This is a genomic window from Acinetobacter sp. YH12041, assembly GCF_013419975.1.
Taxonomy (GTDB): Bacteria; Pseudomonadota; Gammaproteobacteria; order Pseudomonadales; family Moraxellaceae; genus Acinetobacter.
The window spans coordinates 1-17036 of sequence record NZ_VOZC01000019.1; the positions used below are offsets into that span (position 1 = coordinate 1).

Genomic DNA, 17036 nt, shown 5'->3' on the forward strand with positions numbered 1-17036 from the left:
TCATATTGATCTAACGATCAGACGAAAACTTGATTTAGTTAAGCTAATCGAACAAACTACTACGACTCAGATACATCTGTTAATGCATTCTATTTGAAGAAAGCTAGGCAAACGAAGCGCAAGCAACATAAATAAGACCATAGCGAGTAAGCATACCAGTTGTGCTGGCGACCATAGCAAGAGTGAACCACCTGATCCCTTCCCGAACTCAGAAGTGAAACCTCTTAGCGCTGATGGTAGTGTGGGGTTTCCCATGTGAGAGTAAGTCATCGCCAGCTCATTATTCCAAAAGCCCTCTGCTCACGCAGGGGGCTTTTTTATGCGTGGGATTTCATGGTTATAGATTTTTCTATTGATACTTTATGATCTAAAAAAAGAGTTAAAGAGTAACAAGGTGCAGCCAAAACTTCAGAGCTATTAGCTGCACCATATTGTTTGAAGTAATTAAATTTTATCTATCCTTCTTTAAGATATTTAAGAATTGTCAATTACTTCCTGTTGATCAAGCTGACGACGAGCATGTTTAAATGCTGTTCTTAGCCCTTCTTCTAAAGTCGGATGATAGTAAGGCTTTGCCAGAATCTGATGAATATCCTGCTCTGCATCAATCATCCAGGCTAGTATGTGTGCTAGATGTTCGGCTTGAGGGCAGAATAGTTCAGCACCTAATAATTTTCCTGACTTTTTATCTATATATATTTCAGCTCCACCTTTATTTTCTGCAAGAATTAACGCGCGTCCCTGTCTTTCATAAGATACAAAGCCTCTAATATATTCTGCATTTTTTTCCTCTAACTGTTTGAAACTTTGTCCAATAATAGCCATTTCTGGTTGGCTAAATACAATTGCCAAAGGAGTTAGGGCAGAAATAGGTTGAACATCTGGAAAATTCAAGCAGTTTTGGACTATTTCTTTACCATTGTGGGCAGCTTCATGTTGAATTGGGACATCAGGGGCTGCATCGCCAACAATAAAAATAGGCAAGTTTGCTAATTGCTTGGTTTTTTTATTAATAGGTAGCTTTTTAACATCTTGGAATTCAGGATTAATTTTTTCCAAACCTAATCGATCTAAATTAGAACTACGTCCAGTAGCTGAGAGTACATAATCTACTTCAAGACTTTGCTTTTGATCATTCTTTATATAGTCAATTTCCACCTGATTATTAAGGAGTTTGACTTGATTAGGTAGCGTTTTAAATTTTATATCCAGCTCGTTATTTAACTGATCTCTAACCAAAGCTTGTAGAGTTGGACTAGTGAGTGCACCTATTTTCTGACTACGAGCAAACATAGTAATACGCGCTCCTAAACGTTGCATGGCTTGAGCCAATTCAATTGCAATAACGCCACTACCAATCACTGCTAAGGATTTGGGTAAATGTGAAAGCTCAAAGATTTCATCAGATGTCAGGAGTTTATCTCCTAATTTATCTTTTAAGGTAGCATCAAAATTTGGTCGAGAGCCTACTGCAACAATAAAACTTTTAGCTTGATAATATTTTCCCTCTACTTGGACTGTTTGAGTATTAGTAAATTTGGCGTGGCCAGATACCTTATGGGCTGAATCCCATTGTTCTACTTCTTTTAAAGTGGCCCGAATATAATGATCACGAAGCTTATGTAAGCGCTCCATAACAACAGAAGTATTTATTACTGCATCATGCTGTAATCCGAGATTTTTTGCAGTTTTAATCTCATGCATACGGTTAGCAGAAGAAATCAGAAGCTTGCTCGGCATACAGCCTACACGAGCACATGTTGTATCCCATGAACCGGCATTAATAATTAAAATATTTTGGGTATATTTAATAGCTTCTTTATAAGCACTAATTCCTGCTGTGCCTGCACCGATAATAATAATGTCATACATAAATTGTTTACCAATTCTCAGAACATGAATATTTATATGCATGATTTACAATGTTTCTGATGTAAATTATGTAACTAGATTGCTTATTTTTGCTATTTTGAGTAAATTTTGTGTAAAAGCCAGAAGATTAACTTTTATGGCAGCTTAACTATTATATGCAGTGGGAAAAAACATGAGTTTGTTTATAAATTTAAAAAAACTTGGGGTCAATACAACAATCTTGGCAACGTCAATTTCTTTAGTGGCGTGTGGTGGTGGTGGAAGTGACGGTTATTATGATAACGGTTCTTCAGGAAATACTGGTGGAGGCAATTCAACCGGTAATAATGGTGAGCAAACTGAGTTAAAGGAGGTTGCAGCGCTTGTTATTAGCTCTTTTGATGAAAAGAATAATGTAAAAACAAATATTACCCGTAAAGGCGATACACTTATTGTAAAATTACAAGCTGTTGATAAAGATGGCGGTGGTATCGCGGGTCGTGAAGTCAAATTATCTATTAAAGATTTTGATAAATATAATATTACAAGTGATGCCTCAGTTAAAACTACAGATGAGTCAGGTTATGCAAGTTTTACACTTACTATTCCTGAAATTACAGCTGATATTAAGAATCTTAATCTAACAGGATCAATTGTTGGGACTACTATTACTCAATCACATTTAATTGGCATTACAGGCGGTACCGAAAATGTTGCTCAAAGTAAACTTGAAGTAGTATTTGAACCAATTAATGCAATTAATGTAACAGGTGGTGAAACTGAAATTAAACTACGAGCTAGAGATGTTAATGGCGGTGGAGTACCAAATCAAAAGATTTCATTATCTGTTCCTAAAGATCAGCAAAATATTTTTTCTATTTCTGGACAATCAGAACTTTCCACAAATAATGATGGTTATGCGACATTTAAATTAAAACTATTGTCAGGTAAAGAATCTGATCGACAAACATTGGTAAAAGATGGCTTAACCTTGAATGCCATTTTAGTAGATAGTGAAGGTGCAGTTGCAACTCAAACTTCCAATCTTGCGGTTCGTTCTGCAGTTGGTATTGTAGATAAAGTTATTTTTAATACTGATATTTCTAATAATAAAATTAATGCATCTAATGGTAGTGCAGCTATTGATATTTATGTGCTCAATCCTGAAGGGTTGCCTGTTAAAAACCAGAAAGTAGCATTAGAGATAGCTGACACTATTAAGCAAATTGGTGACAGCGTTGAAGTTGTAAATGCTAGTACGTATGGTGCAAATATTACTAAGACTATCGTAACGACGGATGAAAATGGTATTGCAAGATTCGATCTTACTATTGGAGAGAATAGTGCAAGTGCGCAAAAAAGATTAGCAGAATTTGGAGTTTCTCTTAAAGCAACGGTTGTTGATGTATTAAATAAGTCAGTAGTGCAGCAGCACAAATTAACAGCTGTATCAAATATGAATGAAGCTGTAACTAATTTAACTTTTTTAACAAATCACTTAGATATTTCAGAAGGTAATGGTCAAGTTACTATTAAGGCTGTAGATGAATATGGTGGAGCCGTTGCTAATCAAGGAATTCAATTAAATATTATCGAGTCTGAACGTTTAGGGGTTATCGCTGATAATTCATCTTCTCAAACAACTAATGAAAAAGGGGAGGTAACTTTTAATTTAGTATTTAATAAACTAGATGACAAACAAATATTTGATGAGCTGAAAGAAAAAGGCATAAAATTAGCTGTTAGTCATGTTAACACTAAAAATAAAGTTATAAATCAAACGCAAACTATCACGCTTAGTTCTAAAACTGAAGTACAAGACCCATTGTCTGATATTCAACGACTAGAGTTAATGGCCACCAAAGGAGTAGTTGCTGCTAAAGATGGTGAGTTTGAGATAACAGTAAAAGCAATCAACAATGCTGGGCAACCTGCTGCTCAAAAAATCATTGCATTTGCTTTAAGTGAAAATGCTGTAAAAAATGGAGTTACATTTGTAGGCTCAAATACTCAAGCAACAAATGATAAGGGTCAGGCTACTTTTACAGTTAAAGTAAATGCTGTTAATGCTGCTGCAATAGCGAATCTTGTACAACAAGGTATCGGAATAGGTGTATCGACAATCATTGCTGATAAAACCACTGTAACAAATAGCATGTTGATTCAAGTACAAGAAGATTTAGTAGCTAGTTCGAAAGATAGTGTGGCATATGTTGCTATAGACTCATTACAGCAAGATGCGATTTTAGATGTTGTTAAATCTGGCCAGACAACTATTCGTGTGAAAGCATTGAATTCAGAAGGTGCTACCTTAGCTGGCCAGCTTGTAAAACTATCAATTGCAAATCTATCTGATTTGATACTTAACGGTATAATTCCTCTTTCAATTGTTGGTGGTTCAGAAAAACCTACAGGCCCAGATGGGTATGCAGAATTTACTTTGTCATACAATACTACAGCTGATGAACGATTAATCTCAAAATTAACGTCAGGTAGCGGGGTTAAGTTAAAGGCATCTGTAGATGATAAGCTTAATACTACTCAATTATATTTAAAAAATTCGAATAATGAGTCGACGGCTGTCCAACTCCAACGTATTCAAATTACTGCAGATACCGGTACTGTAGTTGCAGCAGGAAATAAAAAAGTTACCTTTACTTTACAAGCATTTAATACAGATGGTACACCAGCTAAAAATCAATCTATTGGTCTAGGATTAAATGAAGTTGCAATACAAAATGGTGTAACTTTTACTAGTGCTAATACTGTTAAAACGAATGACTCCGGTATTGCAACTTTTACTATCAATGTAAATGCTCAAAATTTAGATGCAATTAAAAATCTTGTAGAAAGTGGCATTACATTAGCTGCCGTTCATAAACGTACTGATGGTGTATCAATTAATAATACTTATCGAGTAATGGTAACAGAGCCTGCAACACCAGTTACGTTAGTTAACCAAATACTGATTAATGCAAGCGCACCAACAGTCAGTGGTCTCGGTGGAGAGGTACTTGTTGCTGTTCGGGCTGTAGATGCAAAAGGTACAGGACTGGAAGGCAAGTCTGTTGCTTTCGCTTTAACTCAAAATGTTTCTTCTCGCATCACAGTTGATCAAAATTCTAGTGTAACGAACGCTCAAGGTTATGCATACTTTAAAGTAACTGTAGCCCCAGGTTCGATTGAAGAGGACTTAATTAAGTCTGGTATTACTTATGCTGTGTCGACATTAAATTCAAGCAACGGTACTACTGTAACTCAAGTGAATAAAATTCAAGTAACTGTCCCTCAGCAAGCATTAGATGTAAGTCTTTCTAAATCTAAAGCCACAGTATTAGAAACAGGCGATACACTTGATATTGGTATTAAAGTGGTTAGTAATGATATTAAAGTTACAGGTTATCCAGTGAATCTGGAAATTGTAAATGGTGCAATTAATGGTTTAAGTTTGAATGCTGCTACTTATGCTGTTGATGTAAATGGTAATGCTAAAGCTACATTGACTGTACCTACTACTCTAACAGCTGAACAGCGTACCCGTTTGCTGCGTGATGGGATTATTGTTCGTGCAACAATCACCTTACCAAATGGTGAAAAACGAGGTAAAGAGCTAACTATTGATGTTAACGAGGTTTTTAATACTAATCACCTTGATATTCAACGTTCAAAAACCTCTTTAGTAAATAGCGGTGATTCAGCTTTAGTAACACTCAAACTTCTGGATGATAATAACGGTGGTGTTAAGGAGCAGCCTGTAACGCTTAAATTAGAAGGTAATCCAAATGCAACAATCCGTGGCGGCTCTACTGTTGTCACGAATGAATTTGGTGAAGCTACTTTTGAAGTAGTAATATCTGCCAATTCTGTAACTACTCCAATAAACTTACTTGCTACACATTCAAATACTGCAGGTAAACAAATTCGTAGAAGTAGTGTGCTTACTGTTCGTACTCCAACTGCCCAAGCCCCACAATTAGTATTAAAATTTTTAAGCAATAAGAACCGTATAAATGTTCGCGGTGATCAATTTGAACTCTCGGTTCTTGTATCCGATATAGATGGAACCAGTGTTACAGGCAAAGCAGTTACTTTAAGTTTACCAAATAATTTAGGCTATGTTTCTGGCCCTTCAACTGTTGAAAGTGATGAATCTGGCTTTGCTAAATTTAAACTTGTTTTAGATGAGCGACTTTTAAATGCTTCAGATATTAATAACTTGTTGGCAGACGGCTTAAATATTAATGCAACTGTAATAGATGAAAATAATCTTAAAATTACAGAACCATTTAATATTCCTGTAGTACGTACTGTAGCTCAAACACAGGGTTCAATAGCGATAAATATTTCTAATTCACTAACGAGTGTTGCACTCGAAGAAAGTTTAGATATTTATTATAACCTTAAAGGTTCTGCCCAATTGGTAGATCTTGATGGAAAACCTATTGCTAATCAGGATGTAATTTTAACAACTCGGCCAACACAATATACAAAAGGTCAATGGCTATATGAAATTCTTCGTAACCCTGTAGGAGGGGAATATCCATTTACTGATATGAAAGCATGGATTGCACCAGGTACTTTCTATTATGCTTTAAACGGAGTGACTCCAGATACTGCATTGACTCGAAATACTGCAATTTCATGTAATGTAAATACATCTACATGGACTGCAAATGGTCAAGCATTGCGAGTGGTAAGATTCTTGGATGCACAAACGACTAATGAAGGGGCAAAATATCGCACAGATGGAGCTGGTCGTTTTGATTTCACTATAGAATATCCTAAAGCAAATGCACATTGGCTTACAGTGAATATCGAAGCAACAGCTGAATTGGCACAGATACCTACTCGAGGTAATATTACATTTACTTTACCTGCTGCAACTTCTGACTATTTGGCAAATGGTAGTTCTGCGCCAAATAAAGAAAGTCCATACGGAATTAATACGACATCTTGCCCTTAATAAAAAAACAGCGCTTCGGCGCTGTTTTTTTGAGAACTTCTTTTTAAAAGTTACATAGAAGTTCCCACACTGACACCCACAGTAGGCTTAAAATTCATGGAACTACAACCTGTCAATGCAAGACTGCAACATATAACCAGTAAGAATTTATTCATAGGTCGATCTCTGAAATTAAAAGGAGAGGTTGACTAAAAGTACATTCCCCCTAAATACCTTAGTTATCCAGTAGATCCATCTGTTTCGCCAGCTGATATAAATTGTTGGAGCGATTTCCTGTACGGCAGAACATCAAGATCGGTTTTGGTAATTCGTTATAATGGTTAGCAAAGGTGCGCACATCAAGCTCGGTAATCTGGCCAGCAACTACTGGCTGGAAGACATAATCTAGACCTGCACTACGAGCAGCCTCCTCAATTTGTACGCTGGTTGGCTGTTCAGGGCCACCTTCCATATCCGGACGGTTATTGATAATTGATTTGAAACCTTTTTCAACTACTTGAGAGATATGTTCAGGACCAATTTGGCCAGCAAAGCCTACATTTTCGCTCATGATGTCACTCCATTATGTCATTTATCTTGATATGCTTTATGATAGCATTAAGCTGAAAACATGATGGCCTAGTTCTGAAAAATTTATAAACGATTACAACTATAAAATAACGCAATGGAGCGCGTATGTACGCCTATACAGTCGAACCACTGTATGTCAAAAGCGGTCAGGAAGTGATTGCTGCGGATTTCTATCGTCCTCAACAGATTGACAAACCAGCTGTGATCCTGATGGCTCACGGCCTGGCTGCTTTACGTCATTTTAAACTGGTGCAATATGCCCAACGTTTTGCTAGTGCAGGTTATGCGGTAGTTCTATTTGATTATCGCTATTGGGGAGGCAGTACCGGGCGTCCGCGTGAACTGGTATCGATCGGTGCTCAACTTGAAGACTGGCGTACCATGATCCAGCATTTGCAGGCACGTAAATCGATTGATGCCAAACGGATTGTGTTATGGGGAACGGCATTAAGTGGCGGGCATGTACTGACATTGGCCGCAGAACTAAAAAATATTCAGGCGGTAATGGTACAGGTACCCTTTGTTGATGGTGCAGAAAGTGCCAAACTTTATCCTTTGCAGCAATTGCCCAAAGCCCTGAAGATTTCCAGTCAGGATTATATGGGGGCAAAGGTAGGAATGACGCCCAAGACCTTGCCGGTGGTTGATCGTCATGAACTCTGTTTTATGCCGACACAAGACAGTTATGAAGGATATCTATCCATTGTGAATCCAGATTATTACTGGAGTGGTCATATCCCAGCCCGGGTATTCTTTAAATTGATGCGATATCGTCCTATTCAGGAAGTCCGCAAAATCACTATTCCTGTCCTGTTTATCGCAGCACAACAAGACAGCCTGATTCCCATTGAAGCCAGTCGGGAAACCGCAACCAATATTGCACCATTTGTACAATATCATGAGTGGAATATGCGGCATTTTGATATTTATCATAGTGAATGGTTTGAAAAAGCAGTCTCGACCCAATTAGAATTCTTACATCAACATATTGGAGTGCGCTAGATGATCATTGTATGCCCGAATTGCCAGGCTAAAAATCGTGTGCCTGAAGAAAAATTAACGGCCGATCCAGCATGTGGTCAGTGTCATCAAGCTTTAGTTCCATTAGCGCCGATTGAGCTAAATGAACAGAACTTTAGTCAGTTTGTCACCCATAGTGATCTTCCCATCCTGATTGATCTATGGGCAGACTGGTGTGGTCCATGTAAAATGATGGCACCGCATTTTGCTGCTGTAGCAAAAGAAAATCCACAAGTGGTATTTGCTAAAATTGATACCGAAGCCAATCCGCGATTAAGCTCAGCATTTAATGTACGTAGTATTCCGACGCTGGTTTTGATGAATAAAACCAATGAAATTGCTAGAATAAGCGGTGCATTACGTTCAAGCGAACTACAAAAGTGGCTTGATCAGCAGTTAAATAATGCTCAATCCTAATTTAAAAAGCCTGGAGTTCAAGTGACAGATTCTCATATTAAACCAGAGGGAGTACTTTCCCTGCAGACGATTGCAATGCCTGCGGATACCAACTGGAGTGGAGATGTATTTGGTGGCTGGATTGTTTCACAAATGGACTTGGCGGGAGCAATTCATGCAGAGCGCTTTAGTAAAGGACGCTGTGCAACGATTTCGATTAACCAGATGACCTTCCTGGTTCCTGTGAAAGTCGGCGATGTCATTAGCTGCTATACCAAAATTCTAAAAGTCGGTAATACTTCAATCCAGATGCAAATCGAAGTATGGGACAGTCATGATAACTCACGTGCACCTGTACGCGTGACTGAAGGGGTATTTACCTTTGTCGCAGTGGATGTCAAAGGCAATAAACGTCCAATTCCAGATGAAGCAAAACAGAAATTTGCAGAATCTCAGCAGAACTCATAATTCATTAAATAAAAAATCCCAGATCAATAATCTGGGATTTTTTTGTCTGTATTGAAATTAGCCTGGCTTCAACTGGTTCTTGGCAATCCAAGCCCAGAGCATTTCACATTGAATCGGTGCTTCACCAGATTCATCAGTTACAATAACTTGTACTAGCGTTTCACCTTTTTCTGAACTTTGCATCAATTGCTGCTGTTCAGGAGTCAACGTAGCCACCGCAGTCATGGCACCTTTGGTTGGACGCTTAAAGTCCACTTTTAGGCTTTTAATCAGAACCACTGCGCTGTCAGGTACATTCATCGCAGTCACAAAGCCGGTTGCTGTTTCTGCCAGCAGTGCCATCGCACATGCATGAATCTGACCGATATGGTTCTGCATGGCCTTATGATTGGCCATACTCACCACAACTTTGGCTGCACTGATTTCCTGATAGCGAATCTTGGAAGAGCCAACCATTGGAACCACTCGGCCAAAGGTCTTACTTAATAAAGCAGTACGTATACCTTGCGGTAATCTTGATGTCGCTTTGACCAGTTTGGTCAGTCGGTTGCTCTTTGCCATAATTCCATCTACAGACGTTGAAATATCTTAGTCTTTAAAGTTGTTAAACTGTAAAGGCAGACCGAATTGTTGTTCTTTCAGGAATGCCATCACTTGTTGCAAGGTATCGCGTTTTTTATCAGTCACACGAATCTTGTCACCCTGAATTGAAGATTGCACTTTAATACCACTTTCTTTAATGGCCTTATTAATTTTTTTCGCAGTATCAGAGTCAAGGCCATCTTTAAGCTTGATCACTTGAACTACATTTTTGCCTGAAGCGGTCATTTTTTGTGGATCTAGCGCCTGAATATCCACTTTACGCTTGAAGAAATGGTTTTCCAGCATGGTATACACTTGCTCACATTGGAAATCACTTTCTGTGCTAATTTTGATTTCCTTGTTTTTTTCATTCAGTTCAATAGAAACATCCTGTCCACGGAAATCGAAGCGGGTTGCAATCTCTTTTTGGGTATTTTGAACTGCATGATTTACTTCAAAAATTTCTAATTCAGAAACAATATCGAAAGAAGGCATAGTTTAGACCTTTACAAAGGGAAAGAATATCTGAGATGCTAGGGATGTTTTCTTCATTTGCCAAGTGTTGTTTACATCAAAGGAGTGCGCAATGATCCGTAAACAAGAAATTACAACATTTGAGTTCCCAGAAAATGCTGTAATCTGGGATGTACGAGATGCAAGTGCTTATGCTGAAGCACACGTGAAAGGGGCGGTCAATCAGCCCATTAACGATCTTTCAGCAGATAGCCTGACTCAGGTGTCAGCGGATCAACCGATTTACATTTTATGTGGTGGTGGGAGTAAAGCTCCACGTGCAGCTGAAAAGTTAGAAGGTTTTGACAGCTCACGTGAATATGTCATCCTGATGGGTGGTACTCGTGCTGCTCGTGATGCAGGTATGCCACTGGAACAAGGTGCATAATTGACCTTGTGAAAAAAAGCGCCTAAGGGCGCTTTTTTGTTGTCTGGATTTCTTCAAAGTCCCCCTTCTTTAAAGGAGGATTTAGGGGAATTAAACTCTTTCTAAAACTTCCTCCCTTGCGGAACAGTGTTCCTCACTCTTTATTAAAGGGAGGAGCTCTTTAATTTTGAGGCTTAAAATAAGGCTTCTTGGCTTTTACCTTCTTTTGAAAACGTGTTACGTCGAGTTTTTTTACCAAGTTTGAAGGTGCGGGGCAGGCTTCTCCCAAAATCTGGGCTGCCAGAATTTCACTACACAGTGGTGCAAATAGAAAACCTTTAGAGCCAAGACCCGCAAAACTGTAAACTTCTTGATCTACATTCATCTTACCGAGCAAGGGAAAATAATCCTGACTCTGGGCGCGTACTGCTGCTCGACCTTGCCAGGTTTCGGTAGAGGGTAATAACTGTGCATATTCAGGAAAGACACTGTGGATAAGTTCATAATTATGCACATGATCTTCTACTAAGACTTCTGCATCATCCCGGCCTGGATAGAATGAAGCACCCAAAATCAGTTGTTCTGGATTGAGCTGCATACAGTAACCGCCGTAACTATAGGCTGTATCCTGATTCAATGGCTGATCTTGATTATTGACCCAGCTGACCTGTCCACGAATCGGTTTCAGGACTGGATAATGTTCAAAGAATTGCTGGGTATCACGTGCGGTACATACAATGATGTGATCAAACTTGCCTAAGGATTGCTGCTCTGCAAATAACGCAGGCTGTTCAGCAGCCTCAATATGACTAATTTTGGCTTGTTTATACTGAATAAGAGGATGCTGCAGAATTTCATCACGCAGTTGATGAGGTGAAACTGCACCCGCTGCTAATAGTTTTAAAGCTGGAAATTCAGTTTGAATCTCTTGGTCTGCTGCACTTTGAGCAGCAAGAATTTCTGTGGGATATTCATCTGCCAATCCTAAAAGCTGTTCAGGATTTTTTAAGGCAAGCTGATTGACCTGAATTGAGCGAAAAGCTTTAAATTTCTGATAATGAATTAAGGCATGCTGCCAGGCCACCGTCATCAGATGTTCAGCACTTTGCTCAACTGGACACAGTTTAGGATTGATCAGGGCAAGGGGATTGCCGGAACCGCCTGAAAGCGGTGCTGACTGGTCGTAAATCGTGACTTGATGACCACGCTGAGTGAATGCCCATGCCGTACTTAAACCTGCGATTCCAGCGCCAATCACAGCGATTTGACGAGGTCTGGTAAGACTCTCTAGATCTGGTTCAGTTTTTTTTTGAGTAATTTCCTGTTCTAAAGCCGTTTCACTGTCTTTATTTTCTTCAACAGGATTCCAGATCGCTTTCAGCATTTCACGTTTATGGCCAAATCCACGTGGACGGGAAATAGAGATGCCGTGCTGTTTTAAACCACGTTTTAAGACACCTGCAACGCTAAAAGAAGCAAAAGTCGTCCCAATCTCGGATAAACGCACGATATTATTTAAAACATTTTCTTCCCACATATCCGGATTACATGAAGGTGCGAAGCCATCCAGAAACCAGGCATTAACTGGTGCAGTTTTTTCAATGACAGGAAAGACATCATGTGCATCTCCCAGCCACAGGTCCAGACTGAAACGCTCTTCAGGAAAGCTGAGACGATGACAACCGGCAATCGGCATTGGATATTGGGAGATGAGTTGATCTGCTAGTGGTTTCAATTCTGGCCAGGCATTTAAGGCACGGACTAAATCTGCTTTAGAAAGCGGAAACTTTTCTACTGAAATCGCATGCAGATGACTTTGATTATCCGGACGAACCTGTTGCCAGAGCTGCCATAACGCCAGAATATTTAAACCTGTACCAAAACCCGTTTCACCGACACAGAAATATGCAAAAGGTTTTAAATCGGCCAGGCGGGTACTAAGGTCATTACCATTTAAAAAGACATGCCGGGTTTCCAGCAATCCATTGTCTTTGGAAAAATACACATCACCAAATTGCTTGGACACAGGCACATCAATGCCATCCACCAATTGCCAATCCAGATCGGCAGTTTGAATTGCATGCGACAAAACGGGTACAACCTTAAAGATATTTGGACGGCTTATAGATTACCACTGACGGCGACGTTTGGTATAAACATAGCTCGCGATCAGAAAGCCAAGTAATACACCGACTGCCAAAGTTGCAGCGCCGTAGAGAAACATCTGGGCACTACGTTCACTTTGTAGGACCTGTACCTGAACCCCCAGATTGTCGTTCTTGAGCTGTAATTCCTGATTTTGTGACAGGGCTTCCAGATTGGCTTTTTCCAGTTGCTGTAGACGCGTTGCCTGATCTTTGACTAAAGCTTTGACTTTGGCATCTTGCTGGGCTTTCTGCTTGGCGATTTCTTCTGCAGTGAGCGGCTTTTTCTCAGTCGGCTGAACAGTCTGAGCAGTTGTTGCAACTGCTGGAATAATTCCAGCCTTCTGTGCAGAAGCGCCCTGAACAGGGGCTTGTGTGGTAACAGCTTGGACAGGAGTACCTGCTGGCTGTGTAGCCGGGGCAACTGGAGCAGAAACTTCAACAGCCCAAGCAGAAGGAATCATGAAACAAAAGCCAATGAAACTGGCGGTAACAGCGCGCATGAACCTTATCCTTTAGGAAATGCTTTATTAAATGGTTTCACATCAATATGCGCGTACACGCCTTCTTTCAGGAAGGGCTCATCCTGTAACCATGCATCCAGTGCTTCACGACTGTCAAAATCAACGATGATGGTGCTGCCATAGAAACCGGCTTGGGGATTGGCTGGATCTTTAGGCATGGCACCTGCAACAATCAGACGGCCTTCAGCATCTAACTGTTCCAGACGTGTAAGATGTTGTGGACGAATCGCAAGGCGTTTTTCAACTGTACCTTCCCGGTCGGTACAGCTAACGACGAATAATGGCATGATGACTCTCTATCGTTTGTAGTTGGACTTATTCAGCTGTTCTAAAGTATTTGCGCAATACAATAAACTGAATAATGATAAAGGAAAACATCACAATCATGTCACCGAATGCAGTAAATTCGCCCCAATATTTTCCATCCATCCATAAATAGGCGAAGAAAGTATGCAGAAATGACATAAGGATAAACATACCGACCCAGGCATAGTTCAATTTAAGCCAGCCTTTGGCGCTCAAATTGAATACCGGACCAAACAGGCGCTGGATAAGTGGCTTCTTATCTTTGCTAAACCATGGCGATAACAGGAAGACACCAGCAAAGACCAGATTTAGTAGAACTGCTTTAAGACGGATATAGAAATCGTCGCTGAGCATCAAGGTAATACCACCGAAGATCACCGTCATAAACAGAACGATCCATTGCTGTTTGTCTAGGCGGAATTTTTGCATGACAAATAACGCACCATAGACCACCAGCATGGAAATGATCAGACCCGTAGTTGCAACGAGAATATTGTTATTGTCGACACCCCCCGCAGAACCGATCAATTGTAAAAGTTGATGGTCAGTGTCTTTCGGATCTACAGTTTTATATAAATAAAAGAAAATAATGAGTGGCACAAAGTCTAAAAGTGCTTTCATGTTAGAGTATCTAAATCTGATCAAATAAATGTCATAGTATAGAGATGCACGGCGTAGATTTACATACACATAGTAATATTTCTGATGGAACTTTGAGTCCTCAGCAATTGGTCGAAGCGGCTGCGGACAAACTTATCCATACTTTGGCCCTGACTGATCATGACACGATGGACGGTTTAGTGCTGGCTGAAGAAGCTGCCAAAAATCATGAGATTAAGATAATTTCTGGAGTCGAGATTTCCAGCCAGTGGTCACGTCCTGCGACCAAGAAAAATTATGGCGTGCATATTGTGGCACTCAATGTTCAGAATCCTGAGCCGTTACAAAAAGCCCTCAATCAGCAGAAGATCATTCGTGCCGAACGCTCTAAACAGATCTGTGATCTTCTGGTTCCTTTAATAGACCAGGATATTTATGCTGACGTGATTGCCAAAGTCGACAATATTCCTGATCGGGTCACCCGAACCCATATTGCCAAAACGCTGGTAGAAAAAGGCATTGTGACCCGTCCACAACAGGCTTTTGATAAATACATCAAGGAAGGTAAAAAGGCCTATGTCAAATTTGATGGTCTGGGCTTGGAAGATACTATTCAGGTCATACATGACAGCGGTGGCTTTGCCGTGCTGGCGCATCCAACCCGTTATGATTTATCCGCGACTAATATTCGTTATCTGATCGAGATCTTCGCCAAGTTTGGTGGAGATGCGGTGGAGTTGCCGCCCGCTATTGATCCAAGTTCAACCCGTCAGATGGTCGACCGGATGATTGCAGAGCAAGGCCTTAAAGTATCAATAGGAAGTGATTTTCATGGCGATAATATGCCTTGGATTAAACTGGGCCAAGTCCCAAGCCTAAAACCAGGGCAGATCGGGATCTGGGAGAGTTTTATTTAATGAGTTAAGCAGTAGTCGCAACACTGCTACCCATCCCAACGTGAAGGAATTCTCTCTTTGGATAAGAGAGGTAACCTATTAAAGCAAATTATTATCTTGAGCCTGAATTGGTGGTGGCGTTGGTTTACCCAACGTTCCTAACAGCTCAATTTCAATAGTACGAACCATAGAATCAAGTGGTAAGTCATTGCTTTGGGTGCCAAAAGGCTCTTCAATTTCTGAACTTAAAGCATCCAGTCCTAGGAAGGTATAAGCGAGAATGCCGACCAGAAAAGGGGTGAATAAACCTAAGGTTGCACCAAGGCTAAATGGCAGAATAAAACAGAAGAAATAAACAGTACGATTCAGCAGAACCGAATAAGCAAAAGGTAAAGGAGTCGTCGCAATCCGGTCACAACCTGTCTGCACAATACTCAGTTCAGCGACATGATTATTCATCTGCATATAAATGATGTCAGAGATTTCACCTTCTTTGAGAGCCTGCATCAGCTCCCATTGAATCAGACTTAAAGTATATTGCGGGGCATTGGCCTGTTGATAAAGCTGAGTAATTGCTTGCTGGCTCATTCCACTGGTTTCCACTAGCTCAGTCGGATTAGCTGTCTGATGGCGCAGACGGTCCCGCAGGACATTTGCGAAAACGATGACGTGCTGAATCACACGTTCACGACGGCCTTGAGACAACATCCGGCAGTCACGGTCAAAATGACGTGCATTGGCAATCAGAATACCCCAGAGTTTACGTGCTTCCCACCAGCGGTCATAACAAGCAGTATTTTTAAATCCGAGAAAGATAGACAGCACTACGCCGATGAGGGTAAAGCCGACGAGAGGGAGTTCTGGAAAATGAAAATAACCTACACGTGAAAAACCACCAATAATGGCTGAAATCAGCATGACCACGCCTAAAGGAGGTAAAACCTTAGGTAAAATCGTTCCTCGCCAGGAAAATAATAATTTAAAAACGTTCTGCTGGTCACGTACGATCATTTATTGGAATCATCACAATTTTTTTTCATGATCTTCTTGAGTTGTAGCTGCTTTGTCAAGTGCTATTCCCCCTTAGACTTCAGGTTTGATGAGTTGCTGCTCAGCAAAGGAAAAACTGCCCTCCAGAGCAATGATGCAATGGTCAATTAAACGGATATCGACCAGTCGACATGCCTGTTGAATCTGGCGGGTCAGATACAGGTCAGCCTTAGAAGGAGTGGCTTGGCCCAAGGGATGATTATGCGCAATCACAATTGAAGTTGCCTGTTGGGTAATGGCATATCTGAGCAACTGATTAATCGAAATATCACATGCATTCACAGAACCATAAAACAGCTTTTTAAATGCAATTTTCCTTAAACTGGCGTCCAGACACAGGACCGCGAACACTTCCTGATTTTCCCCCAGTAATTCGAAACGTAAATAATCCCGCAGTCTTTTTGAATTACTCAGTTCAAAGGCATCCTGTTTAAGATGCTCGGCAATATAACGCCGTCCTAATTCTTTAACAGCCATTAGCTGAGTGTATTTGCTAATGCCCATGCCATGAAACTGGCTGACTTCCTCTAAGGGTGCATCGAGTAAAGCAGTTAGATGACCAAAATGTTGAATCAGTAGCCGTGCTAATTCTACGGCTGAATGCTGTTGTGAACCTGATCGGAGAAAAATGGCCAGCAGTTCCGCATCAGATAAACTTTCTGCCCCATATTGAATTAAACGTTCCCGCGGCCGTTCCAGTTCAGGCCAGTTTTTGATTGAAAATTGCATAGTTATTAGACTTATTTATTATGAATTATGAGTTTTCCCTGAAGCTGATCTCTTGGG

Annotated in this window: 16 protein-coding genes and 1 rRNA gene; 7 read left to right on the plus strand and 10 right to left on the minus strand. The window is 40.3% G+C overall.

Translation table 11 applies throughout. The features are described from left to right. Positions 1–163 precede the first annotated feature (163 nt). Positions 164–278: ribosomal RNA gene (rrf, locus tag FTU00_RS12650) — 5S ribosomal RNA — on the plus strand. Positions 279–474: 196 nt separating this feature from the next. On the opposite strand, the gene FTU00_RS12655 is transcribed toward rrf, so the two are convergent. Next, on the minus strand, positions 475–1872 hold the full coding sequence (locus FTU00_RS12655; protein ID WP_180179827.1) for a dihydrolipoyl dehydrogenase: 1398 nt from the start codon (positions 1870–1872) through the stop codon (positions 475–477). Positions 1873–2044: 172 nt separating this feature from the next. Between FTU00_RS12655 and FTU00_RS12660 the strand changes: the two genes are divergently transcribed. Continuing rightward, positions 2045–6814, plus strand: coding sequence for a hypothetical protein (locus FTU00_RS12660; RefSeq protein ID WP_180179828.1), 4770 nt, complete (start codon positions 2045–2047; stop codon positions 6812–6814). A 214-nt stretch (positions 6815–7028) separates the two neighbouring features. Here the strand turns inward: FTU00_RS12660 and FTU00_RS12665 are convergent, their stop codons facing one another. Beyond that, complete coding sequence (locus FTU00_RS12665) at positions 7029–7364, minus strand: TIGR01244 family sulfur transferase (protein ID WP_180105019.1); 336 nt, start codon at positions 7362–7364, stop codon at positions 7029–7031. A 125-nt stretch (positions 7365–7489) separates the two neighbouring features. Here FTU00_RS12665 and FTU00_RS12670 point away from each other — a divergent pair, with 125 nt between their 5' ends. From FTU00_RS12670 to FTU00_RS12680, 3 genes are all read left to right on the plus strand, one after another. Further along, entirely contained in the window at positions 7490–8386 is an 897-nt protein-coding gene (locus FTU00_RS12670; RefSeq protein WP_180179829.1) for an alpha/beta hydrolase, read from the plus strand. Further along, positions 8387–8821 (plus strand): thioredoxin TrxC, encoded by a 435-nt coding sequence (gene trxC, locus FTU00_RS12675; RefSeq protein ID WP_004783672.1) that lies wholly within the window; start codon positions 8387–8389, stop codon positions 8819–8821. Positions 8822–8896: 75 nt separating this feature from the next. Then, the gene (locus FTU00_RS12680; protein ID WP_171523022.1) at positions 8897–9268 is read left to right on the plus strand and encodes an acyl-CoA thioesterase; all 372 of its coding nucleotides are present in this window, start codon (positions 8897–8899) and stop codon (positions 9266–9268) included. Positions 9269–9325: 57 nt separating this feature from the next. Here the strand turns inward: FTU00_RS12680 and FTU00_RS12685 are convergent, their stop codons facing one another. Further along, entirely contained in the window at positions 9326–9829 is a 504-nt protein-coding gene (locus FTU00_RS12685) for a DUF4442 domain-containing protein (protein WP_180179830.1), read from the minus strand. A 27-nt stretch (positions 9830–9856) separates the two neighbouring features. Continuing rightward, a complete protein-coding gene (locus FTU00_RS12690; RefSeq protein ID WP_004783667.1) occupies positions 9857–10345 on the minus strand; it encodes a YajQ family cyclic di-GMP-binding protein in 489 nt (162 codons plus the stop codon). 91 nt (positions 10346–10436) lie between these two features. Here FTU00_RS12690 and FTU00_RS12695 point away from each other — a divergent pair, with 91 nt between their 5' ends. Continuing rightward, positions 10437–10751 (plus strand): rhodanese-like domain-containing protein, encoded by a 315-nt coding sequence (locus FTU00_RS12695; RefSeq protein ID WP_005233835.1) that lies wholly within the window; start codon positions 10437–10439, stop codon positions 10749–10751. Between the two features lie 160 nt (positions 10752–10911). Here FTU00_RS12695 and mnmC read toward each other — a convergent pair whose 3' ends face one another. The 4 genes from mnmC to FTU00_RS12715 are packed head-to-tail and all read right to left on the minus strand — an operon-like array spanning position 10912 to position 14325. Further along, on the minus strand, positions 10912–12819 hold the full coding sequence (gene mnmC, locus FTU00_RS12700; protein ID WP_180179831.1) for an FAD-dependent 5-carboxymethylaminomethyl-2-thiouridine(34) oxidoreductase MnmC: 1908 nt from the start codon (positions 12817–12819) through the stop codon (positions 10912–10914). A gap of 39 nt (positions 12820–12858) precedes the next feature. Further along, positions 12859–13377: a hypothetical protein gene (locus FTU00_RS12705; RefSeq protein WP_180179832.1), complete on the minus strand. Its 519-nt coding sequence runs from the start codon at positions 13375–13377 to the stop codon at positions 12859–12861. A gap of 5 nt (positions 13378–13382) precedes the next feature. After that, entirely contained in the window at positions 13383–13685 is a 303-nt protein-coding gene (locus tag FTU00_RS12710; RefSeq protein WP_180179833.1) for a YciI family protein, read from the minus strand. A 28-nt stretch (positions 13686–13713) separates the two neighbouring features. Next, on the minus strand, positions 13714–14325 hold the full coding sequence (locus FTU00_RS12715) for a septation protein IspZ (protein ID WP_180179834.1): 612 nt from the start codon (positions 14323–14325) through the stop codon (positions 13714–13716). Positions 14326–14369: 44 nt separating this feature from the next. Here FTU00_RS12715 and FTU00_RS12720 point away from each other — a divergent pair, with 44 nt between their 5' ends. After that, on the plus strand, positions 14370–15221 hold the full coding sequence (locus FTU00_RS12720; protein WP_180179835.1) for a PHP domain-containing protein: 852 nt from the start codon (positions 14370–14372) through the stop codon (positions 15219–15221). Positions 15222–15299: 78 nt separating this feature from the next. Here FTU00_RS12720 and FTU00_RS12725 read toward each other — a convergent pair whose 3' ends face one another. After that, entirely contained in the window at positions 15300–16211 is a 912-nt protein-coding gene (locus FTU00_RS12725) for a bestrophin family protein (RefSeq protein ID WP_004783652.1), read from the minus strand. Between the two features lie 72 nt (positions 16212–16283). Beyond that, positions 16284–16979, minus strand: a complete 696-nt coding sequence (radC, locus tag FTU00_RS12730; protein ID WP_180179836.1) for a DNA repair protein RadC — start codon at positions 16977–16979, stop codon at positions 16284–16286. Positions 16980–17036: the final 57 nt, after the last annotated feature.